This is a genomic window from Myxococcus sp. SDU36, from assembly GCF_030168875.1.
Classification (GTDB): Bacteria; Myxococcota; Myxococcia; order Myxococcales; family Myxococcaceae; genus Myxococcus; species Myxococcus vastator.
The window spans coordinates 8,713,797-8,736,999 of sequence record NZ_CP077414.1 but is presented as its reverse complement, the minus strand read 5'-3'; the positions used below and the strand labels follow the sequence as shown (position 1 = coordinate 8,736,999).

Annotated in this window: 13 protein-coding genes and 1 pseudogene; 11 read left to right on the top strand and 3 right to left on the bottom strand. The window is 68.2% G+C overall.

Features of this window, described 5'->3' with window-relative positions; translation table 11 throughout:
- Positions 1-484 precede the first annotated feature (484 nt).
- The 3 genes and pseudogenes from KGD87_RS35565 to KGD87_RS35555 all read right to left on the bottom strand — a co-directional run.
- Positions 485-2,119: a sensor histidine kinase gene (locus KGD87_RS35565; RefSeq protein ID WP_284668733.1), complete on the bottom strand. Its 1,635-nt coding sequence runs from the start codon at positions 2,117-2,119 to the stop codon at positions 485-487.
- An 817-nt stretch (positions 2,120-2,936) separates the two neighbouring features.
- Entirely contained in the window at positions 2,937-4,196 is a 1,260-nt protein-coding gene (gene ltrA / locus KGD87_RS35560; protein ID WP_284665354.1) for a group II intron reverse transcriptase/maturase, read from the bottom strand.
- Positions 4,197-4,902: 706 nt separating this feature from the next.
- Positions 4,903-5,570: pseudogene (locus tag KGD87_RS35555) on the bottom strand (transposase); the annotation flags it as partial.
- A 98-nt stretch (positions 5,571-5,668) separates the two neighbouring features.
- Here KGD87_RS35555 and KGD87_RS35550 point away from each other — a divergent pair.
- The 11 genes from KGD87_RS35550 to KGD87_RS35500 all read left to right on the top strand — a co-directional run bounded on the left by KGD87_RS35550 (position 5,669) and on the right by KGD87_RS35500 (position 23,200).
- Entirely contained in the window at positions 5,669-6,151 is a 483-nt protein-coding gene (locus tag KGD87_RS35550) for a hypothetical protein (RefSeq protein WP_284665353.1), read from the top strand.
- A 154-nt stretch (positions 6,152-6,305) separates the two neighbouring features.
- Positions 6,306-7,355: a cytochrome P450 gene (locus tag KGD87_RS35545; protein WP_284665352.1), complete on the top strand. Its 1,050-nt coding sequence runs from the start codon at positions 6,306-6,308 to the stop codon at positions 7,353-7,355.
- 375 nt (positions 7,356-7,730) lie between these two features.
- Positions 7,731-9,116, top strand: a complete 1,386-nt coding sequence (locus tag KGD87_RS35540) for an FHA and sigma-54 interaction domain-containing protein (protein WP_284665351.1) — start codon at positions 7,731-7,733, stop codon at positions 9,114-9,116.
- 18 nt (positions 9,117-9,134) lie between these two features.
- A complete protein-coding gene (locus KGD87_RS35535; protein ID WP_284665350.1) occupies positions 9,135-10,244 on the top strand; it encodes an ADYC domain-containing protein in 1,110 nt (369 codons plus the stop codon).
- Positions 10,241-13,990: a bifunctional serine/threonine-protein kinase/formylglycine-generating enzyme family protein gene (locus tag KGD87_RS35530; RefSeq protein ID WP_284665349.1), complete on the top strand. Its 3,750-nt coding sequence runs from the start codon at positions 10,241-10,243 to the stop codon at positions 13,988-13,990. Before KGD87_RS35535 ends, KGD87_RS35530 begins: the two co-directional genes overlap by 4 nt.
- Before the next feature lie 177 nt (positions 13,991-14,167).
- Positions 14,168-14,602 (top strand): hypothetical protein, encoded by a 435-nt coding sequence (locus KGD87_RS35525; protein WP_284665348.1) that lies wholly within the window; start codon positions 14,168-14,170, stop codon positions 14,600-14,602.
- Positions 14,603-14,727: 125 nt separating this feature from the next.
- The gene (locus tag KGD87_RS35520; RefSeq protein WP_284665347.1) at positions 14,728-15,303 is read left to right on the top strand and encodes a hypothetical protein; all 576 of its coding nucleotides are present in this window, start codon (positions 14,728-14,730) and stop codon (positions 15,301-15,303) included.
- Positions 15,304-15,706: 403 nt separating this feature from the next.
- A complete protein-coding gene (locus KGD87_RS35515; protein ID WP_284665346.1) occupies positions 15,707-16,864 on the top strand; it encodes an HlyD family secretion protein in 1,158 nt (385 codons plus the stop codon).
- Positions 16,865-16,866: 2 nt separating this feature from the next.
- A complete protein-coding gene (locus KGD87_RS35510; RefSeq protein WP_350100955.1) occupies positions 16,867-19,596 on the top strand; it encodes an ATP-binding cassette domain-containing protein in 2,730 nt (909 codons plus the stop codon).
- Positions 19,593-21,704: an ATP-binding cassette domain-containing protein gene (locus KGD87_RS35505; RefSeq protein WP_284665344.1), complete on the top strand. Its 2,112-nt coding sequence runs from the start codon at positions 19,593-19,595 to the stop codon at positions 21,702-21,704. Before KGD87_RS35510 ends, KGD87_RS35505 begins: the two co-directional genes overlap by 4 nt.
- Positions 21,701-23,200: a TolC family protein gene (locus KGD87_RS35500; protein WP_284665343.1), complete on the top strand. Its 1,500-nt coding sequence runs from the start codon at positions 21,701-21,703 to the stop codon at positions 23,198-23,200. Before KGD87_RS35505 ends, KGD87_RS35500 begins: the two co-directional genes overlap by 4 nt.
- The last annotated feature ends 3 nt before the right edge of the window (positions 23,201-23,203 follow it).

The following is a 23,203-nucleotide window of genomic DNA, read 5'->3' as shown; positions in this document are numbered from 1 at the left end:
GGCATTGGTGGGAGGGGTGTCGCCACACCCCTCCCACCGCCTACTCGTCGCCGGCACTCTCCGGCTGCGGTAGCAGCACCACGCCGCGCCCCGCCCTCTCCACGGCGCGACAGCGGACCTCAACGACAGTGACTCGCAAGAATCCGGCTCGCTGATGGTCAACGCGTCCGCGCGCTACCACTCCCCATCATCCAGTCGGTCCGAGAACGGGCCGGTCTCCCTCATCCACCGTGCTCAGCAACACGAACTCCGAGCTGAAGGCGCTCAACATCACGCCCGCCGATTTTCATGGTGAGTGGAACTACGTCGTCAGGCCGAAACCGATCACGTAATTGAATCTCAGGCCCTTAGTTTCCGCGTTCACGCCCGCAGTGCATAGGCCGGGACGACGCGCAACGGCCGAGCGCCACGCTGTCGCCAAGGCAGGAGGCAGGCATCTCTCGGTGATACGGCCGGAGCCTTGATGCCTCAAGGACTCCCTCTTTCAAGGTGACCCAGCACGACTCCCCAAGACTGAGCCTGGCTCACGGGGAAGGCGAATAGTGAAGGCCGCGCCGCCACCAGGCAGATTGCGGGCGCTGATACTTCCTCCGTGAGCCTCGACAATTTCGCGCGTGATGTAGAGCCCCAGCCCCAGCCCCCCGTAGTGGTCGCGGGAGGTGGCACGCTCGAACCGCGCAAAAATGCGCGAGAGCGCTTCCGGCGGAATCCCGGGCCCTCCGTCTGCAACCTCCAGTACCGCGTCCCCGCCTTCGCTCGTCAGGGCAACCCCCACGGGTGTCCCAGTCGCATATTTGAAGGCGTTGGACAGCAGGTTCGTAATCGCCTGCTCCACTCGCAGAGAGTCCCACGCCCCCGTCACGCCTGGCTCAATGCGCGCGGACACCACGCAGCCCGCGCGCATGGCGGCGACCTGGTGCTGCTCCAGGACCTCATTCACCGCCCGGGAAAGGTCCAGCGGCTCAAGCTTCAGCTCCAGCCGGCCGGTCGAGATGCGTGCCACATCCAACAGCGCCTCCACAAGGGTCGTGAGCCGCGTGGTGCTCCGGGTCGCCCGCTCAAGGGTGGAGAGGACTTTCGGGTCCAGCGTCTTCCCTCGCATGAGCTCCAATTGCAATTGCAACGCGGCAATCGGCGTCTTCAGCTCATGCGAGGCGACGGTGAGAAACTCGTCGCGAAGCCGAATGGCTTCGCCGGCCTGTACCAGCCGCAGCCTTTCCTCCTGGGCGAGCTTGCGGTCGGTGAGGTCACGCGTCACCTTGGAGAAGCCACGCAGGACGCCTTGGGCATCGCGCACCGCGGAGATGACCACGTCCGCCCAGAAGCGCGTGCCGTCCTTGCGCACGCGCCAGTTCTCCTCCTCAACACGTCCCAGCCGCTCGGCGTCGGCCAGCAGGCGCCCCGGCTTGTCGGCGGCGCGCTCCTCCGGCGGGTAGAACTGAGAGATGTGTTGGCCGATGATTTCGTCGGCACGGTAGCCCTTGATGCGCTCGGCGCCGGTGTTCCACGTCTGCACCCGCCCCTGCGTGTCGAGCATGAAGATGGCGTAGTCCTTCACGCTGTCGATGAGCAGGCGGAACCGCTCCTCACTCGCGCGAAGCGCATCTTCGGCGAGCTTGCGGTCGGTGAGGTCACGCGTCACCTTGGAGAAGCCACGCAGGACGCCTTGGGCATCGCGCACCGCGGAGATGACCACGTCCGCCCAGAAGCGCGTGCCGTCCTTGCGCACGCGCCAGTTCTCCTCCTCAATACGTCCCAGCCGCTCGGCGTCGGCCAGCAGGCGCCCCGGCTTGTCGGCGGCGCGCTCCTCCGGCGGGTAGAACTGAGAGATGTGTTGGCCGATGATTTCGTCGGCGCGGTAGCCCTTGATGCGCTCGGCGCCGGTGTTCCACGTCTGCACCCGCCCCTGCGTGTCGAGCATGAAGATGGCGTAGTCCTTCACGCTGTCGACAAGCAACTGAAGTTGCTCCTCCGCCACTACAGCACGCAGTTCAGCATGATGCCGGGAGGGCGGTGGAAGCATTCCTGGCTCCACCTCCTGCTCCGTCGTCGCACTGAACGATGAGGCCACAGGCTGTGCTGCTTTCTGGTCTATGCGGGATTTTCTAGAGGGGGGCATGTTCACGGAGGTCGGGCGACCCGTCTCTGGACCCGGGGATAAAGTTCAAGGGTCTATACTGGCCAGGACTGCGACCATAGACGTTTTTAGGCACCCTCCCGGTCCCCATCAATAAGTGCTGGGAAGTGCACGCTTGCCGCAGTGCCGTCCTAGCGGATGCCACAAGGATGCGTCTGGCGCGCCGAACTTGCCCGCCTGTTCGCCAGATAGGCACCCAGCGGTCCTTGGGGGCCTTTATTAGGCCCCTGGAGCGGAAGTGAGCATTCCTGCTGTCGGGAACGAAGAGTGACTTGAGACACAAACTGGTTGGCTCAGCAGTCGGGCTCTCCTCTGTTCCCACCCTAAGCTCGCCCGCTGAGTCATGGGTGCCCCCTGTGTCAGGGAAGATGTCGCCTCGGAGAAGGACTTCACCAGCAGGGCCTCGACGAAGGTGCAGCAGTTGTTCAGCCGGGGCGGTGCCACCGGGACACGGACGCCCGACAGCGCCCATGGGTACATGGGTAGTAAGCCCGGCTCACGTCGTACCTGTAGTCGAGGAACGCTCCGAGAAGAGTAGTGATCCGCTCCTCCGAAACAGCCAGCGGCTCGCCGTCGAACGACAGCCTACCCATGACCGAGGCGCGCTCCTGGGAGACGAGCGTCGCGGAACGCTGGGTGCGCCAGCGCGTGCACACCCAGGTGCCGAGCGGGCTCAGCTGCGATACCACCAGCCGGGCGTAGTCGGCATCGGTGAGTGGTCGGGTAGACCAGGGAAGTCACCCTCCCTGGCCCCCCCACAGATCCGGACGTGCGGGACTACCGCATCCAACTCTTCGGCTCATGGTTTTGCTGCGAGAGTGCGATAGCGGTGGATGATGCGCACAGGTGGCAGCGGGTAGCGTTGCAGCAGCCGTGCGAATCTCTCCCATGCCAGCGTGGCGCGCTGCGAGCGGCGTCCAAGCCATTTGCGCCACGTGTGTGCCACCCAGTACAGGAAGCGAGTGAGGCTCCGCGTGTTTCCGCTGATTCCGTAGTACGCGTAGTGGCCCCTCACCTTCTGTACGAGGCCGCGGTGCTGCTCGGCAACGGGCAGATGCCTGTTGATGCGACACCAGTCCGTCATCCTGCTCAGCGCCCGCGACATCCGGCTTGACGTGGTCTTCCGCTGGACGGCCCACCTGCCCTTCAACGTCTTCCCCCAATAGTGGGTGAAGCCGAGGAAATCGAAGCTGCGCGGCCGTGCCCCGAGCGGCTTGGTAGCCGAGCGGGGTGGCCGAGGAAACTGCACCAGCCTCGTCTTCTCCGGGTGGAGCGTCAGCCCATACTTGCTGAAGCGCTTTGAAAGCACGGCCATGACGCGCCGAGCGTCCTTCTCCCGGGTGAAGAGCACCACGAAGTCATCGGCGTAGCGGACGAGAGCGGCCCGGCCCACCAGACGCGGCCTCACCTGCCTCTCAAACCACACGTCCAGCACCTCGTGCAGGTAGACGTTTGCCAGCAAGGGGGAGATGACGCCCCCCTGCGGAGTGCCTTCCTCGGGGTGGACGACGGCCCCATCCTCCAGCACTCCTGCGTTAAACCACTTGCCGATGAGGCGCAGGAGCACCCCATCGCGCACCCGCCGCTGAAGGAAGGCGAGGAGTTGTCCATGGTCCAGGGTGTCGAAGAAACTCTGGATGTCGACCTCAAGCACCCACCCACCGTTCATCTCCATCGACTGCTGCCACAATGCCTCCAGCGCCAAGTGTGCACTGCGTCCGGGCCGGAAGCCGTAGCTGCACGACAGGAAGTCCTGCTCGTACACGGCCTCCAGCACCATGGCGACCGCCCGCTGGAGGAGTTTGTCCTCGAAGGTCGGAATCCCGATGGGACGTGTCTTGCCTTGCCCCTTCGGGATGTGCACCCGACGCACGGGCGGCGCTCGGTAGGTGCCGGACTTCATGCGCCCCAGCAGCGAGTGGAGGTGGTCCTCCAGCCTCGCCGCGTACTCCTGGGCCGTTTGTCCGTCGACGCCTACCGCGCCGTCCTTGCGCACCCGCCTGTGGGCCTCGCGCAGCCAGTCGATGTCGATGTGGTGGGCCAGCGTCGTGAAGGCCATGTCCGGCCCCTGCCTCGCCAGCGTTGCTATCCGTTGAAGTCGCGTTGAGATGGGGATGGGACTCGGTGTTCCCGCCATCTTTCCCTCCTTCGGGTCCATGTTCCGGTGCTCCCTTCCCTCCGCAGGGTCCGGCCCCGGGCAGCAGCCGTTCCCCTGCCTCTGCGGTACTACGGAGCACTCCGACGCCCTGTCGCTCCTCCCGCTATCGGCTTCGTTGCCTTCGCCCTCGCGGTACCACCCTCGTCCGTCTTTCGCTCCTCCGGGAGGCGGACGCATCGCCCGGAAGCCGGGGTTGTTCTGACGGGTTCCCCAACCGTCTCGTTGTGGTGGAAGAGACAGGGCCTCCCAGGTTCCTGGGGAGCCCCTTGCGTACGTGCCCCGCTCTGGCGACTCCGGTGAGGCTGGGAGCGCCTGGCCGAACTCACGGCGCGCCCAGTACAGCCTTCCGTCTCTTGAACGACGTCGGCCCTCACGAGACCAACTCTTTCGGGGCTCAATGACGCGGCCCGCACGCTCGCTGTCTACGCTTCGCAGCCCGGGTTACCCCGGCGCCACGCAAGACTCGCTTCCGGCTGGTGGCCACCTTTGCCGGGCAGGGATTTCACCTGCTGGGCTCCATGTGAGGTTTCGGCTCCGGCTATGCCATTACGTCCTCCTCATCCAGGCTTGGCCTGGCGCACTCAAGGTAGATGTCGCGTGAAAGGATTCAGCCGATGCGCTTCATCTCCTGCACTGCCGGAGTGAGGTTCGGAGAGGGGCCGAGACGGACGGGGCCCGCGGGCGTCCAGTCTCGCGTGTCACGGCTCCATCGCTCGCGGTGCCGGGCTTTGGCGCGTTGGTACACCTGGCGGCGTCGGGCCAGCAGCGCGCCCTCGCGGCCGAAGTGCCTGTCCTCGGGCGTGACGTAGCGGATGCCGGAGTGGCGATGCTGGGTGTTGTACCAGGCCACGAAGCGAGTCACCCAGCGGCACGCGTCCTCGACGGAGGAGAAGGGGCGCTGAGGGAAGCTGGGGCGGTACTTCAGCGTGCGGAAGAGGGACTCGGAAAAAGGGTTGTCGTCCGAGACGCGGGGCCAACTGAAGGACGGGTGACGCCCAGCCACTGCAAGGTGGCCAGCAGCGTGGCGCCCTTCATGGGGCCGCCGTTGTCCGAGTGCAGCACCAGCCTCTCGGGACAACCAGCCTCCTGCCAAGAGCGGCGAATGAGGGCCGCGGCATGCTCGGACGACTCCTCCTCGTGCACCTCGAAGCCCATGATGCGCCGGCTGAAGACGTCCACCACCAGGTACAGGAAGAGGAAGCTGCCCTTCAGCGGGCCCTTCAGGTAGGTGATGTCCCAGCTCCAGACTTGGCCGGGCCCGGTGGCGGTGTGCTCGGCCGCGAGGAAGTCAAGCGCCCGGTCAGCTGCCAGGGTGCGGGGGAAGCGCATTCTCTGCTCTGGCAAATGGCCATCGAAGGGTATGAGGAATACCCATGAGTGAAGAGCGCACGTCTGCCGAGCCCGAAGTGATGGAGCCCACGTTCTGGCGGAAGAATGGTTGGTCGGCCCGGGTCATCAAGAACGAGGAGGATGACGGCTGGGCCGTGGAGATCCGCAAGCAGGGAATCGCCGAGCCCGTCCTCATCAGCCCATGGGTGATGGGCCGCGACAAGAAGAACCCCAAGCCTTTCGATGCGCCCGCGTTCGCGACCTTCGTGAAAACGGCCTCGGAGGTCCTCGACCGCTCCGCGCGACAGCGCGACCAGGCCATGACCCGGAAGCTCTCCATCGCATGGGAGGGCCGCTGGTACGAGGTCCGGCTCGAGTTGGTGGCCGATGAGTATGAGCCCCACGCCCTCCTCTCGGCCATCGACGACGCAGGCGCCACTGTCGCGAAGTATCGCGTGCCGATGAACTTCAAGTTCAACAGAGACGCCGCCAACGCGTGGGTGCAACGCGGCTTCTCCGAGCCGTGACCTGGCTGTCCTCCGTTCGTCTATGATTCGCGAGGCCTCCCAGCCGCGCTGAATCCCCGACGAACCTTCGAGTGAGGGCAGCACGCATGTTCAAGGACAGCGCCGCTTCAGGACTCGGGTCCGAGTACCGCCCGCTCGAATCTCCCCAACCACCGTGGGTGCCGCGACGACGCCTCCGGAGGTGGTCGCCGCGCTGATGGACGGCTACCCCCTGGTCCCCAGCCTCGTCGACAATGACCCGCCAGCGCATTCGCGCTTCCGGAGCCTCGTCAGCAAGGCCTTCACCGGGCGGCGCCTCGCGGAGAAAGAGCCCTTCATCCGCGCCCTCGTGGACGAGCTCATCGACTCCTTCCGGCAGGAGGGGAAGGCGGACCTGTTCCTCAGGTTCGCCCATCCGCTGTCGGCCAGCATCATCGCGGAGATTCTCGGAATCCCTCGCTCGGACATCCACAGGTTCCGGCGCTGGTCCGACGAGCTGACCACGGTCCTCGCGGCGCATGGCCCCATCGAGCACCAGGTCGCATGCGCGAGAGGCGTCGTCGACTTCCAGCGCTACCTCGCCGAGGCGCTCGAGGAACGAAAGACAGCGCCCCGGGAGGACTTGCTGAGCGACATCGTCACCGGCTCGCGGGGGATGACGCCGCCCATGAGCATGGCGGAGCTTGTGAGCATGCTGATGCAGGTCCACTTCGCGGGGCACGAGACGACCGCGGGCCTCATCGTGGGCGCGGTGGAGCTCCTGCTCGAGCACCCAGAGCAACTGCGAGCCCTTCGGGACGACCCGAGCCTCATCGCGGGCGCGGTCGAGGAGGCGGTGCGGATGACCTCCCCCGTGCATGCCATGTTCCGGACCGCGCTGGAGGCGGTGGAGCTCGGGGGCGTTCCCATTCCCAAGGGAGCCCACATCCGAATCGTCTACGCGTCGGCCAACCGCGACGAGGCCCGGTTCCACGAGCCGGAGCGCTTCGACGTCCGGCGACCCGACGTCAAGGAGCACCTCGCCTTCGGGCAGGGGCTGCATTTCTGCATTGGCGCGCCGCTCGCACGGCTCGAGGCGCGCCTGGCGCTGGGGGCCCTGCTCCGGAGTCTCCCGAGGCTCCGGCTCGTGCCAGGGCAGACGCCGGGCTTCTTGAGGAGCGTCACCGTCAGGAGGCACGAGAGCCTCGAGGTCGCCTGGGATGTCCACGCGCCCCAGGCTCGCTGACGACAGTGGTGAAGCGGCACGGCGACTGGGACCGATAGACGCCCGGCGTCAGCCGAAGACCCCGTGGTTGTAGTTGGAGATGTGTCGAGCGCGACAGGCCGTCGTACTCGGAGAGCTCCGCCTCGCGGGCATCGCGCGTCGGCCCCGCGTTCACTCGAGCGAGCTGGTCAGCGCCGTCATCACCTCCAAGAGCACCTGCTCTCCCTGACTGGAATCCCGCGGCCCCTTCACGCGCATGGCGCTCCTCCACGTCTGGATTCAAGCGCAGGCACGACAGTCAAGGCATCTTCCCAGCTCCGCAAGGCCTGTAAAAACACGGCAAATTCAGCTCTTTCCGGAAGACCGCCCCTTGACATATGACAGGCATCGGCCCCGATGACCGACGACACCCTCAGCGCCGAACACGCCCCCTCGTTTGAAAGTGGAACCGGTGCGGCGACGCTCTTCCTTGCCTATACGCGCAACGCGTTCATCGAGGATGAGCGTCATGGGCCTGGCAGCGGCGCGACGCTCCTGGGGCGTGGCGCCCCCCTCTTCCCCCGGGTTGCCCTGGAGGACGCCCGGCTCTCCCGGGGCCATGCGCGCATCGAACACGCCGGGGGGACCTGGTTCGTGGAGGATTTGGGAAGCCACAATGGCACCCATCTCAATGGACGACCGCTCACGGGACGCGCTCCCCTCGCGTGGGGGGATGTCCTGCGAATGGGGGACACGCTGTTTGTCTTCGCCGAGGCCTCCGAGGCCCCCAATGACGAACACCCGGTTGACGGACTGGTGGGCAGGAGCGCCGCGCTGACGCGGCTCCACCGCGACCTCGATCGGGCGGCGCGGCAGGTGCAATCCGTGCTCATCCTGGGGGAGACCGGGACGGGCAAGGAAGTCGCCGCGCGCGCGCTCCATGAACGAAGCGGCCGAGAGGGGCCCTTCGTCGCGCTCAACTGCGGAGGCGTCGCGGAGAGCGTGCTGGACAGCGAGCTGTTCGGGCATGTGCGCGGCGCGTTCACGGGCGCGGCATCCGCCCGGGACGGTCTTCTGCGCGAAGCCCATGGGGGCACGCTGTTCCTGGACGAGTTGGGTGAGATGCCGCCCATGCTCCAGGTCAAACTGCTCCGCGTGCTGGAGACGCGGCGGGTCCGCGCCCTGGGAGGAACGCAGGAGGTCCCCATCGACGTGCGGGTGCTCGCGGCCACGCACCGGGACCTCGTCTCCCAGGTGAATGAGGCCGCCTTCCGCGCGGACCTCTACGCGAGGCTCGTGCAATGGCGCCTCCTGATGCCCCCCCTGCGCGAGCGCCGCGAGGACATCGCGCCCATCGCGCGCCACCTGCTCGGACGCATGAAGGCCGAATCCCGGTCCATCGACGTGAGCCTCGCCGAGGCGCTGCTCCTGCACGACTGGCCGCTCAACGTGCGAGGACTGCTCAACGTGCTCTCCATCGCGGTCATCGCTTCAGATGGCGGGCCGTTGAAGTGGGGGGTGCAGGTGGAGCATGAGCTGGAGGCGGAGCGGCGGATGCGGACAGCCCGGCCCTCCACGCAGCCGTCCGTGGCGGAGGTCTCCTCCCAGCCTCCTGCTCCGCGTTCGGCGCGCGCCGTCGATTCCACCCCCCAGGAGTTGGAGACCCACCTGCGCGCGCACCAGGGGAAGGTCGCCGAAGTGGCCCGGCACCTCGGGTGCTCGCGGCAGCAGGTGTATCGGTGGATCGAGGACTTCGGACTCGAACTGGACCATTACCGCGCGCCCCCGCCGCGCCTCAGCTGAGACTTCCCAGAGGGTCCCATGCGTTCTCTCCTCCCCCTGACGATGATGGCCTGGATGGCGACGCTGAGCGCCAGGGACTGCGTTCCGCCCATGGCCTTCGAGCCGCGGGCCCAGGAGTCCCGCGAGGCCCCGCTCCTCCAGCCCGAGCACGTCAATCCTCAGGCACCCAGCCTTACCGGGTGGACCGGCGTCGATGGCGGCAGTGTCTTCTTCCAGAGACAGTTCGACGGAGGCGCCGGCGACTGGGTGGGAAGCGATGGCAGGGCCTATCAAATCCGCGAGAGCCCCCCCGCGGACCCGTGCCTGCCCGCGCTCCTGAAAGACGCGGGCGCCCAGCTCAAGCTCTATACCGTCACCGATGTCGTCCTGAACCGCAACGTCTGCGAAGGCCAGGGCTACGTCACGCGGAACCCCCAGGAATGCTCACCGCCCACGAGCCACTTCTATAAAGGGAAGGCGGTCGTCATTCCCGGCTGCTGGATGCCGGATGGAGGCTTCAACGACGGAGGCGGCGACACGCCCTGCTTCACGGCGAGCTGCACGACGGGCGCGGTCGGCGTCTGCGCGCACTGGGGCTACCTCCCCAACCAGGAGTGGGATGGCGGGCCCCCGCTCGCGCGGCTGTTCCAGGCGTGTGTGCGGGCCGCGCGCGCCGACTACAACGGCGACGGAGAGCCCTTCACGTGCCAGGGCACCTACGTCGACTTCGTCGATGGTTATGGCATCCAGACCCAGGACACCTTCTCCGGAGGGCTTCCGCCGTTGCTCTTCGAGGCCGCCTGGAATGAGCACGGCGCCCTGCCCTTCGGCGTGACGCCGCACGGGGAGCGCTGCGTGCGGCCGCGTTACGCCCCCACCCTCCTCTCGAAAATCCGGGGGGCGCCAGGAGCCCCGGTGAGGGCCAGCTACGACTGCCGCCAACCCGGTGACGCGGGGACCCCCTTGAAGGACTACTTCGACGGGGGCGTGCCCTTCCTGCTGCTGACCCAGACCTGGAAGAACGAGTACTGCGTCACGGACGCTGGACCGGGCGGCGGGCTCCGCACCCAGTGCCCCGTGTGCACTGGGGAGCCCCTGGGGCCAAGGACCTGTCATGGGGGGAGCTGCGTGTCCCCTCCGTTGCCTTGAGCGCCCCCACGCCAGAGGGTTGGGAGCCGCCCCCGGCCTTCGACGAGTACCGCCTCATCCGCCTGCTGGGCCAAGGGGGGATGGGCCGCGTCTACCTGGCCGAGGACACGGCGCTCCAGCGGCGAGTCGCCATCAAGTTCATCGGCGCGGAGCGCTCCGGCCCGGGACAGCGGGACCGGCTCTTCGCCGAGGCCCGGGCGCTCGCCCGCCTCCGCCACCCGAACGTGGTGACGGTGTACCGGGTCTCGGAAGTGGGCGCCCAGCCCTATCTGGTGCAGGAGTTCCTCCCCGGCGTCTCCCTGCGGGACCTGGACAAGCCGCTCCCGCCGGAACGGGTCCTGGCCATCGCGCTGGGACTGGGACGGGGACTGGCCGCCGCGCACCGCGCACAGGTGCTCCACCGCGACATCAAACCGGACAACGTCATGGTGCTCCCGGAGGGCGAGGTGAAGCTCGTCGACTTCGGGCTCGCGCTCTCCTGGGCGGCGGAGCAGGCAGACGCCGCGGCCAGGGCCACCGTCCCCATCGCCGGCACCCGTGGGTACATGGCGCCGGAGGCGCTGCGTGGCGAACCGCCCGGCCCCCGGGGAGATGTCTATGGGTTGGGAATGGTGCTTCACGAGCTGCTGGAGGGCCATCGCCCCTTCGACACACCCACCGCGAGCGGCGCGGTGGACGAACCGAGGACGCCAGAAGCGCGTCCTCCCCGCCTGGAACCCTCCGGAAGCGGGCTCGGCGTCCGCCTGCGCGCCGTCATCCTCCGGTGTCTCGAATACGATCCGGCGCGGCGCTTCGCCTCCGCCGACGCGCTGTGCGCGGAGCTCGAGCGCCTGAACGAGGACAGCGATGCGGCGCCGGTTCCTCCCGGCAATCCCTATCGCGGGCTGCAGGCCTTCGACGCGGAGCACCGGGCCGTCTTCTTCGGACGTGGCGCGGAGGTCCGCGCCATCCATGAGCGGCTTCGCGCCCAGGCGCTGGTGCTCGTCGCGGGGGACTCGGGCGTGGGCAAGTCCTCGTTGTGCCGGGCGGGCGTGTCGCCGCTCGTCATGCTCGCGGGGCTCGACGACGGCTGTGCGTACACCGTGCTGTCGCTCATGCCCGGGCGCCGACCCTTCACGGCGTTGGTCGCCGCGGTGGCGGGACGGCTCGGGATGTCCGAGGAGACACTGGCGGCCCAGGTGCGGCAAGAGCCCGCGGCGATGGCCCGGACGCTGCGCGCCGCCGGGCCCACGCGAGGCACCCTGCTGTTCATCGATCAGCTCGAGGAGCTGTTCACCCAGAGCGAGTCGGACGAAGCCGCCGCCTTCACGCAGGTGCTCGGGCACCTGGCCATCCTGGCCCCAGGTGTGCGCACGCTGGCCACGGTGCGAGGCGACTTTTTCACCCGGCTGGCGGCGCTGCCAGGGCTGGAGGATGAAGTGGCGCGCGCCCTCTTCCTCATCAAGCCACTGGGCCCGGAAGGGACGCGCGAGGCCGTGGTCGGTCCGGCGCGCGTGACAGGCGTCGCGTTCGAGACAGAGGCCCTGGTGGACACGCTCGTGGCGTCCTCCGCCCACGCTCCGGGAGGACTGCCGCTCCTCCAGTTCACGCTCGCCGAGCTGTGGGATGCCCGCGACCGGGCGAACCAGCGCATCCGAGAGGCGTCGCTGGAGGCGCTCGGGGGCGTGGCCGGGGCCCTGGGTCGTCACGCGGACGGAGCGCTGGCGGCGCTGGCACCCGAGGCGCGCCGGGCGGCTCGCGGCCTGCTCTTGCGCCTCATCAGCCCGGAAGGCGCCCGGGTCCGACGGACCACCGGGGAGCTGGGTGCCGAGACCTCCGCGAATCGCATCGCGCTGGAGGCCCTGGTCCGGGCGCGGCTCGTCGTGGTGAGGCAGGACGGTGAGGCGTACGTCCACGAGGTGGCGCACGAGGCGCTGCTCGAGGGTTGGTCCACCCTGCGCGGATGGCTCGAAGCGGCCCGGCAGGAGCGGCAGGTGCTCGAACGGGTGAGGCTCGCCGCGGCAGGATGGGAGCGCGCGGACCGCGCCACCTCGGCGCTGTGGAGCCGGCGTGAACTCGAAGCGGTGACCGCGGCGGGCGAGCTCGCGCTGACGCGGCAAGAAGTGGCTTTCCTCAAGGCCTCGCGGAGGGCGCTCCGGCGCACCTTCGCGCGGCGCCTGGGGCTGGTGCTGGCCCTGCCCCTCACCGCGCTGGTGGCGGGGGGCGCGGCTTGGATGAAGGGCCGCCACGCGCTGGAGCGCACCGTGCAGGAGCACCTGGATGAAGCCCGGGTGTCTCTCACCGAAGCCCGCGCCCACCATGCCGAAGCGAAGGCAGCGCGCGCGGACACCTTCCAACGCTTGGACGCGCGCGGGGAGCGCGTCCTCACCGGCGCGCTGGCCAAGGCAGACGCAGGGGAACCCGAGGAGGCCTGGACCCAGGCACGAACGAGCGATGGCCACGCGGACGAGGCCTACCAGCGCGCCACGCAGGCACTCGACACCGCCCTGCTGCTGGACGGCTCGCGGAGGGAGGCCCGCGGGCTCCTCGCGGAGGTCCTGACCGGGCGCATGGAGTTGGCGGAGTGGTTCTTCCGCCCCGGACAGCGGCGCGAAGCCCTGCGCAGGCTGGCGAGCCTCGATGACGACGGTGACGGGCGACGCAGGCTCCTCGCTCCGCCGGTCCTGGAGCTCGCCACGGAGCCCCCGGGAGTGGAGGTGCTGCTTCAGCGTGACACAGGCATGCCCGGAGCACCCAGACTGTCCGAAGGCATCTCCCTGGGCCCGACGCCCATCGCGTCGCGTGCACTCGATACGGGCCCGGGGTCCTATGTCCTCACCTTCCAGGCACCGGGCCTGACGCGCGCCGTCCTGCCGGTGGTGTTGTCATCGGGAGAGCGCCTCCAGGCGCGCATCCCCCTGCCGCGGTCGGCCGACATCCCGGAGGGCTTCGTCTACATCCCGCCGGGCCGTTTCCTCTTTGGCAGCAGCGACGACGAAGCCCTGCGACGCGAATTCCTCCAGGCGCCCCCGCTCCGGCCGGTGATGACCGAGGGTTACCTCATCGCCCGCCATGAGGTGACGTTCGCCGAGTGGCTCGCGTTCCTCGATGCATTGCCACCGGACGAGCAGCGGCGACGGACGCCCGGCGTGAGGTCCACGGCCGGCGCCCTGGCGCTCACTCGGGAGAAGACGGGCTGGCGGCTCATGCTCCAGCCCACGCAGCATCCCCTCTCCGCGCGCAGCGGCGAACCCATCCACTACCCAGGCCGCACGCACAGGGCCGTGCAGGACTGGTTGCGGTTTCCCGTCTCGGCCATCTCGCTGGAGGACGCGCGGGCGTACCTCGCGTGGCTGGACCGCTCCGGGCGCGTTCCGGGAGCCCGGCTGTGTTCCGAATACGAATGGGAGCGCGCGGCACGTGGCGCGGACGCCCGCCTGTTTCCCATGGGCGACCTGCTCGCGCCGGACGACGCGAACTTCGATGAGACCTATGGCCGCCAACCGCTGGGCTTCGGTCCCGACGAGGTGGGTGCCCACCCTGCTTCCGCCAGCCCCTTCGGGGTGATGGACCTGGCCGGCAACGCCATTGAATGGGTGCAATCGGTCCGCGCGCCCGGAGAGGCAGTGGCCCGCGGAGGGTCCTGGTACTACGACCGCATCTCCAACCGCTCCAACACGCGAATGCCCAACGAGCCCTGGCTGAGGGACATCCGCGTTGGCCTCCGCGTCTGCGCGCCCGACATGGGTTCGCGTCACGCCCCGTGATGTGACTGGAGCCGTCCGCGTCCGGACATGTCCGGACATGTCCAGGACAGGCGCCCGCACGCGAGCGCGCCACCACCGCCCCTGCGGACACCACCTCCGTGCGGGCTGGCACAACGCGTGCTCAAGGGAAGGTCCGAGCCCACGCAGGGCTCCTCGACCCCCAGAGAGGTTTCACTCATGCAGCAGAGCAAGCTCTTCGGCCTCCTCTTCGTCCTTCCGATGCTGATGCTCAGCACCTCCGCCCACGCCTTCAACATCAATGGGACGTACAAGTCCGAGAACGGTGAGTTCGTCCTGACCATCACCCACTCCAGCGATTACGACGGCTCCTTCAGCGGGACCTACGACACCCACTTCACGCCAGTCGGACCGTTGAGCACCCCCGTCTCTGGGACCTTCCACTTCGTCAACAACCCCGACGGGAGCCTGGTGCCGCTCGCCCTCAAGTTCTCCGCGGTGACGCGGCCTGGTGACTGGTCCTATGTGCTGGCGGACTCCTGGTCGGGCATTCTCACGCAGCCCGGCGTCATCTCCGCGACGGGCGTGAGGTCCTACCTGCCCGCGGGAGGCACGGGCGTACTGTCGAGCCTCGGAACCCATACGTTGCAGTAACGCTTCAAGTCTGCCCACCACAGCCCCATGGGATTGAAGCCATGCGCTGTGGGTGGGCAGCTGGGGTCCTCCGTAGCAAGGCTGAGTGCGAGAAGAAGGGACTGCGGCACCGGAAGAAGACGCAGTTGGGCCGAGAGCTGGTGGAGCGTGTCCTCACCTGGCTTCCCACCGGCAGTCTGGAACTCGCCGCGGATGAAACCTACTCGTGCAGCACCGTGCTCGAGGGGTTGCCGCAACGGCTCATCTTCGGCCAGTCGCGACAGGTAGACTGCAAGGAGTTGGTGGCTCGGTGGAAGAGCGCGGCCGGAGCGCGGATGCTCAAAATCGTCATCTGGAGCACCGAAGTGCTCCTCCGGGACTTGAAGCAGTTGCTCGGCTTCGCCGACTCGCGCGCCCGCCGCCGTCTGGCTGTGCTGCGCACCGCCCCCTTCGCAGGCTTGAGCTACACCCTGCGCGTCCTCTGGTACATGGAGCTGGCCACCCACTGGCAGCAGCTGAAGCTGCCGCTGCGGCCCTGGTACACCACCAAGGCCACTGTCAGCTTCGCGGATGTCTTGCGCCTGGCTCAATCCACCCTGGCCCGTACTCGCTGGCACTCGCCGCGTCGAATTCGCGCCAACGTACGAGCGGTTCTGGATCAACCTGGCAGGAACGAGCACCTGCAAGATCAAGACGTTGCCAGAAATGAGAAGAGGAGCTGATGGAAAATCCCCATCAACCCCCCCTCTGTTGATCTGAAACGAGGAACGCCCAGACTCAACAGCGGGCGTCAAACCGACTGACTACTAGCGCGCCTTCGGGCCGCCGCGAACGTGGATCTTGATCTTCATGTCGAGCCTCCTTTCTTCGAATTGAACGCTACGTGTACTCGAAACAGGATGTCAAATCGAACCAGTGATTAATGTGCAACGCATTGCGGCGATGCGGACGAAGTCGCGCGGCGCATCGAGGTGCCCGTGTTCAGACAAGGGCAGCGTGAATCACAAAGCAGTGGCCGAGGTGTTGACAGGGCGCGACCATTAAGGCGACTTTGGTTCGCGGACCATGGCATATCCCTTCGAGCGAACCCTCCGTTCCCTGAATTACGAGTCGGACACGCGCCTCGTGTTCGTCGCTCTGATGGTGTTGTGCGCTGGCGGGCTCATCGCCTGGTCGCTGTTCGCCAAGGTCCCGCTCGTCAAGGCCAGCTCACAGGCCCGGATCGAGCCACACAACGCCGTCCATCGCATCGAGCCGCCCAGCGCGGGCAGGGTCGTGCTCTCGCGGCTCAAACTCGACCAGGAGGTCAAGGAAGGCGACCTTCTCATCGAGTTCGACACACGGGCCGAGCGCCTCGAGCTCGAGCGGAGCAAGGCGACGCTCGCCGCGACCGAGAAGGAGCTCGCCATCATCCGCCAGCAGATCGCCAACAAGCACGAAGAGGCGGCTTTGACGGCACGGGTGGACGAGGTCGCAATCAAGGAGGCGATGGAGAGGGAGCAGGAGCTCGCCCCCAGGCACCGGCTCGCGGTGGAACGCGCGGAGCTGGCCCTCAAGAGCCCGACGGGCGCGGTCTCGGAGATGGAGAAGCTCGAGCGCACGACCGATGTCGACGCGCTCCGCTTCGCGCAGACGGCGCAGGGCCTGGCGCTCATCCGGCTGCGGCGCGAGCAGAACGTGCGCCGTCAAGCCCTCGCCGCGCAGCTGCTGGAATTCGAGCGCGAGGAGCTGGGCGCCGAGGGGCGGATCCGGGAGCTCCAGGGCACCATCGACCGCCTTGAGTACCAGATCGAGCAGAAGCTGTATCGGGCGCCGGCCACGGGCCACCTGGTCGACGTGGCGGAGCTCGGCGCGGGAGCGTTCATCGCCGACGGGCAGCGGGTCGGCACCATCCTCGCGAGCGATGCCGAGGTGCGGGTGCGCGCCCGTTTCCCGAAGGAGATCGTCGGATTGATCCATCCCGGTCAAACGGCGCGCCTCAAGCTCGACGGCTACCCGACGACCATCTACGGGACGGTCCCCGCCAGCGTGACGGCCGTCGGGACCGAGCCCGGCCAGACGGCCACGCCCGAGGCCATCCCCGGTACGGTGCGCGTCGAGCTCAAGTTCGCGCCGCCGGACGATCCGCGCATCCAGCTGCGCCACGGCATGACCCTGGCGGTGGAGGTCGAGGTCGCGCGGGCATCGCCTGTCGCGCTGCTGATGCGGGCGGTCGGCGAATGGAATCCGCAGCCTGAAGAACGGCCCACGACTGTGTTCCGGCCCGAAGAAGTGGCCCGCTGACCATGACTCCTCCCAGGCGCCGACGCTCAATCATTCCCGAGGTGATCCAGATCTCGGCGACGGATTGCGGCCCCGCTTCACTCAAGAGCCTGTTCGCGGGGATGGGCGCCGAGCTCAACTATCGCGTCCTTCGCGAAGTGTGTCAGACGGACGTCGATGGCACCTCGATCGTCACCTTGGATGAAGTCGCGAACCAGCTCGGGCTCGACGCCGAGCAGGTGATGCTTCCGCTCGATCACGTGGTGGTCCCCGAAGCCAAGGCGCTTCCCGCCATCATCGTCACGCTCAGCGCGGGAGGACGGCCGCACTTCGTGGTGCTGTGGAATCGCGTTGGCCCGTTCATCCAGGTCATGGACCCGGCGGCGGGCCGTCACTGGACCCGGATTTCGACGCTGCTGAGCCACCTGTACCAGCACACCACGTCCGTTCCGGAGACCGGCTGGCGCGAATGGGCCGGGTCCGAGGAGGCGGTCGCGACGTTCGAGCGCCGCCTGCTGAACCTGGGTGCGACGCAGGCGCGGGCGCTGGTTGCCCAGGCGCTCGAGGACCCCGGGTATCTGTCGATCGCCAGGCTCGACGCCGCGTGCCGGGCGTCCGAAGCGATGATCCGCGCGGGCGCCGTCCGGCGAGGCCGGACGGCGGCGGGGCTGCTGCAATCCATGATTGCGAAGGACGATTCCGGCGCAGTGCCCATTCCCGCTGCCTATTGGTCCGTTCGCCCCAACCCCGAGGTGGAGGGCGAGCTGTCGATGACCGGCGCGGTGCTGATGCGGGTTCGCGGTTGGCGCGAGGCTTCGCGCGCAGGCGAAGACGCGCCAAGGGCCGTGCTCGCGAGCGACCTGGCGACGGAGCTCGTCGCCAAGCAGGTGAGCCCGGCGCGAACGCTGCTCCGCCTGCGAGGCGAAGATTCGTGGATCGTTCCGGGCCTGATTGCGGTGGGACTGGTGTTCGCCACCTTCGGGCGGATCCTGCAAGCGCTGATGCTCCGTGGCGTGCTCGACCTGGGGCGCGACCTCGGCACGTTCGCGCAGCGTGCGACGGGCATGGCCGTTCTCGCGGGCGTCGCGCTCTGCTTCATGCTCATCCAAATCCCCATTTCATTGGGATTGCTCGGCATCGGCCGCCGGCTCGAGGTGCGGCTGCGAAAGGCGTATTTCGAGAAGCTCCCCGAGATGGAGGACCGCTACTTCCAGAGCCGGCTCGCCTCCGACATGGCGTCTCGCACGCACAACATCCAGGCGATGCGGTCGCTGCCGCCCCTGCTCGCGCAGGCCCTGGTCCTGTCGCTCGAAGTCGCGAGCATCACTGCCGCGCTCATCTGGGCCGCACCGCACGCATGGCACATCGTGCTCGCGCTCGCGGCGGTCACGCTGCTCGTGCCTCTGGTCGCGCAGAAGCTGCTCTTCGAGCCCGACCTGCGCGTGCAGATGCACGCAGGCGCGCTCAGCGGATTCACCCTGAACGCGCTCGTCGGGCTCACGCCGATCCGGATCCACGGGGCCGAGCGGTCGCTGCGCCGCGCGCAGGAGACCTTGCTCGTCAGCTGGAGCAAGGCGCGCTATTGGCTCCAGACGCTGTCGGTCGGGTTCGAAGGCGGGCTGATGCTGGTGAGCTACGGCCTCGTCATGCTGCTCGTCTATTCGTACCTCGCGGGCACCGATCGGGCTTCGCTGGTGTTGTTGGTCGTCTATTGGGCGCTGCGGTTCCCCATCCTCGGCCAGCGGCTGATGATGCTGAGCCGCGCGTTCCCGAATGCGATGAACCGGGTTCGCCGGCTCCTCGACGTCATCGGCGACATCAAGGAGCCGCAGGCCCGGCCCGAGGCGCCAGTGCGGGAGCCTGTCGCGCCCGCGGGCGCCGCGAGCGGCGTTTCGATCGTGATGGAGAAGGTCCGCGTGAAAGGCGGCGGTCACACCATCCTCGACAAGGTTTCCTTGAACATCGCCCCCGGCGAGCACGTGGCCGTGGTCGGTGTCTCCGGAGCAGGCAAGTCGACGCTGGTCGGCCTCTTGCTCGGCTGGCTCCGGCCGGCGCGCGGCGAAATCAAGGTCGACGGGCAGGTGCTCGATCAAGCCGCTGTCGAGCGGCTGCGGCGCACCACGGCCTGGGTGGATCCAGCGATCAGTCTCTGGAACCAGAGCCTCATCGACAACCTCCGGTATGGCAACGACGGCGCGCAAGGCTGGTCACTGTCGGGGGCGCTCAAGGGCGCCGAGATGCTCGACATCCTCGAGGCGCTTCCAGACGGGCTGCAGACGTCGTTGGGCGAAGGCGGAGGGCTGGTCTCGGGCGGCCAAGGTCAGCGCGTGCGCCTGGCGCGCGCGATGCTTCGCTCCGGCGTGCGCCTGGCCATCCTCGACGAGCCCTTTCGCGGTCTCGATCGCGACCGGCGCGCGCGGCTCCTCGCCGAGTCCCGGCGGCTCTGGGCAGACATCACGCTCCTCTGTGTCACCCACGACGTCGAGCACACCCAGGAGTTCGATCGCGTGCTCGTGATAGAGAACGGTCGGATCCTCGAGAACGGGCCGCCGAAGGAGCTGCTCGCGAACAAAGAGTCGCGGTACGCCGTGCTCCTTCGCGCCGACCAGGAGAATCGCACGCTGCTCTGGGGCGGTGGGCGCTGGCGCCATTGGTGGCTTTCGGACGGCCAGTTGGTGGAGAAGCCGGCGCCGAAGCCGGTGGAGACGCCGGTCGCGGAGCCCGTCGCAAGCGAGTTGGAGCTGGTGGGATGACGCGCTCGCACTCCGACCTGTTGTGGCCGGTCGAGCGACTGCCCGACGCGCTGGAGCAACTGGCGCAGAGGCAAGGCTATGGCAGGGCTGCGGGCGAGATCGCTCCGCCCGCGGCGGCCGTCGAGCCGAGCCGGGTCTGGATGTTCGCGCTCGGAGATCGACTCGGCGTGGAGCTTGAGCCGATCACGCCGCTCTACCACGAGCTGCCCGACGTCCTCGCACGCGCCGCGCCCTGCATCCTCCAGGTCCGGCGAGACGGCGTCCCGTCCTATCTGGTGCTGCTGGGTACGCGGCGCGGGAAGCTGCGCCTGCTCGCGCGCGACGCCACAGCGGTTTCGGTCCAGACGAAGAGCGCGATATCGCTCCTGCGCGAAGAGCAGGAAGCCACCGTCGCCGAGGTGGACCAGCTGCTCGGCGGCGTGGAGATGTCGCCCCGTGCGCGCGAGCACGCCCGCTCACAGATGCTGCTGCAGCGGCTCGGTCAGGCGCAGCTGCGCACCGGCTGGATCATGCGCCCCAGGCGCACTGCGAGCCGGAAGACGCTGCTCGGCGACATCCCGTCGCTCGTCGCCGGCATCCTCGTGAGCCACACGCTCCTCTCGCTGGTGCTGGCGGGCTCGTTCTGGTTGCTCGGCCGCGCCGCGCTCCAGGCCCACCTCGAGACCGGCTGGTTCCTGGGGTGGATCGCCGTCATCGCGTGCGCGATTCCGCTACGCATGCTCGAGGTGTGGTGGCAGGGCGTGTTCTCGATCCGGCTCGGAACGCTGCTGAAGCAGCAGCTCCTTGCGGGAACCCTCAAGCTGACCCCCGACGAGGTGCGGCTCGACGGCATCGGCCGCCATTTCGGCCGCGTCGCCGAGGCCGAGGTCGTCGAGCAGCTCGCGGTCGGCGGCGCCCTGCTCGCGGTGTTGTCGCTCGTCGACTTGATTCTGGCGGGCGTCATCCTCGTGCTCGGGGCGGGAGGGTGGCCCCAGGCGATGGTGCTCGTCCTGTGGGTCGTGGTCGCGTTCGTCCTCGCGCGCCGCCACTACGGCGTCCAGCGGGCGTGGTCGAGCGCGCGCGTCGAGATCACCCACGACCTGCTCGAGCGCATGCTCGGCCATCGAACGCGGCTGGCGCAGCTCCCGCTCGAGCGCTGGCATGATGGCGAAGACGTCCGCTTGAGCTCCTACTCCGAGATCTCGAAGGTCATGGACCGCCGGACCATGCAGCTGACCGCGCTCCTGCGCGACGGCTGGTTGGTGCTCGGCCTGCTGACCTTGCTGCCGGCGTTCGCCAGCGGTACGGCCAATGCCAGCGCGCTGGCGGTGTCCGTGGGCGGCATCTTGCTCGCGCTGCGAGCCTTCGACGAGGTCGCCGTCTACTTCCAGCAGGTCTCCCAGGCGGCGGTGTCGTTCGAGCAGATCCGCGACTTGTTGCTCGCGGTGGGCCGCCCCGAGCTCGAATCGAAAGTCCCTCTCGAAATGGAGGGAGGCAAGCCCACCGACGCCGCCGGCGGAACCCTCATCGAGGCGCGGGGCGTGACCTTCCGGCACGACGCGCGCACCCGGCCGGTGCTCGAGAACTGCTCGTTCCAGATCGCGCAAGGCGACCGCATCCTGCTGGAGGGCCCCTCGGGCGGTGGCAAGTCGACGCTGGTGTCGCTGCTCACGGGCCTGAGGACGCCGCAGGGCGGTGTGATGCTGCTGCACGCGTTGGACCGCGCGACGTTCGGCTCCTCGGGTTGGCGCAAGCGCATCACCGCCGCGCCGCAGTTCCACGAGAACCACGTCCTGTCCGGCAGCTTCGCGTACAATCTCCTGCTCGGGCGCGAGTGGCCCACCTCGCCCGAGCTGCGGACCAAGGCCGCCGCGCTGTGCAAGGAGCTCGGGTTGGACGAGCTGGTCGCCAAGATGCCCGCCGGCCTCGAGGAGATGATCGGCGAGACCGGCTGGCAACTCTCGCACGGCGAGAAGAGCCGGCTCTACATCGCGCGCACGCTGCTGCAGGGGGTCGAGCTGGTCATCCTCGACGAGAGCTTCGCCTCCCTCGATCCCGAGACCATGCGGGTCGCGCAGCGCTGCGTCCTCAACCACGCGAAAGCCCTCGTGGTCGTCAGCCACCCATGAGACTTCGATTTACGCTCGCCCTCCTCGCGATGACCTGCTCCGGTTGCGAGCTCATCCGTCCCGTCGTCGTCAACCCGCCTCCGACGCCGAGCAGCTACTCGACCGCCGCCGAACCGCGCACCGAGCCGCCCCCACCGTCCAGCGCACCCGAGGGCGGGGTTCCAAGCCCGCAGCCGTCGAAGGAGGGCGTGCCCGCGCAGCCTGCCGAGCGCGTCACCCAGGACGCAGTCTGGTGGTCGGCGTTCGCCGATCCGGCGCTCGACACAGCCATCCAGGAGTGCTTCAGCGACAACCTGGTCCTGCGCGAAGTGCGGGAGCTGATCTACGAGAACCAGCTCGACCCCAACGTGCCGCAAGGTTGGTGGTACCCGCTCCAGGTCGGCATCCTGAACCCGGCGGGGCTGAGGCATGTCGTTGCCAACGCCAACCTTCCGCCCGCGCCGCCAACCCGGGCCGAGTACGACGTCGCCACCGTCGGTTTCGGCGTGGCCTACCAGGTCGACCTGTTTGGAGCCCTCGGTGCGCAGCGGCGCGCGGGATTGAACTTCGCCGAGCAGCAGCGGCAGCTCACCGAGGGCCGCGTCCAGGACCTCGCTGTGCGGATCACCCAGGTCTGGTTCGACATCCTTGAGGCCCGCGCGCTCCGGGACCTCACGCTGCGGCAGATCGACTACAACAAGGAACTGCTCCGGCTGATTCGAGCGCGGTTCGAGCAGCACCTCACGCCCCGGCTCGTGGTGCTGCAGCAGGAGCAGTTGCTGGTGAACCTCGAATCGCAGGTGCCGCTGATCGCCACCCGGAACGCGCTCTTGAATTCGGAGCTGAAGGCGCTGCTGGGCCGGGTCCCCACCCCCGCCGACGACGTCGTTCCACTCGATCGACAGCTTCCCGATCTCCCGCCCCCACCGAAACTCGGAACGCCGGGCGACCTGAACGTGAACACGCCCGAGATGCGGCTCGCGGAGCTGCGCGTCGCCGAGGTCGAGCACCGCATCAACGCGAACCTGGCGAGCTGGCTTCCGACGATCCAACTGGTGGGCAACGTGGGCGCTTTGAAGGTCGGCCTCTCGGAGCCGGCCCTGGCCGAGTCCATCGTCGGGGTGAACCTGACCTGGGCCCTGTTCGACGGAAGGCGAGTCACCGAGTACATGCGACTGCCGATCCAGCTCCAGCGTCGCGAAATCCAATACCAACTCGCGCTGCACACCGCGATCGGACGGGTGCAGGATGCCGTGGTCCAGGAGGAGAACGAGGCGACGAGCCTGCGCAGCCTGCGTGCGCAGGTCCAGCTCGGGCAGCAGCTCCTGGACGAGGCGAGGCGGCTCTTCGAGCAGGGGCAATCGGACTATCTGACGGTGCTCGCCGCCATGACGAATCTGGTCGGGCTCGAGCGCGCGAGTCTGCAAGCGCAACGGCTGCTGCTCAACCATCGCGTCGAGGTCTATCGCTCGCTCGGCGGCACCTGGTCGCGCGACGTCACACTGAAGCGGGAGTGAGAA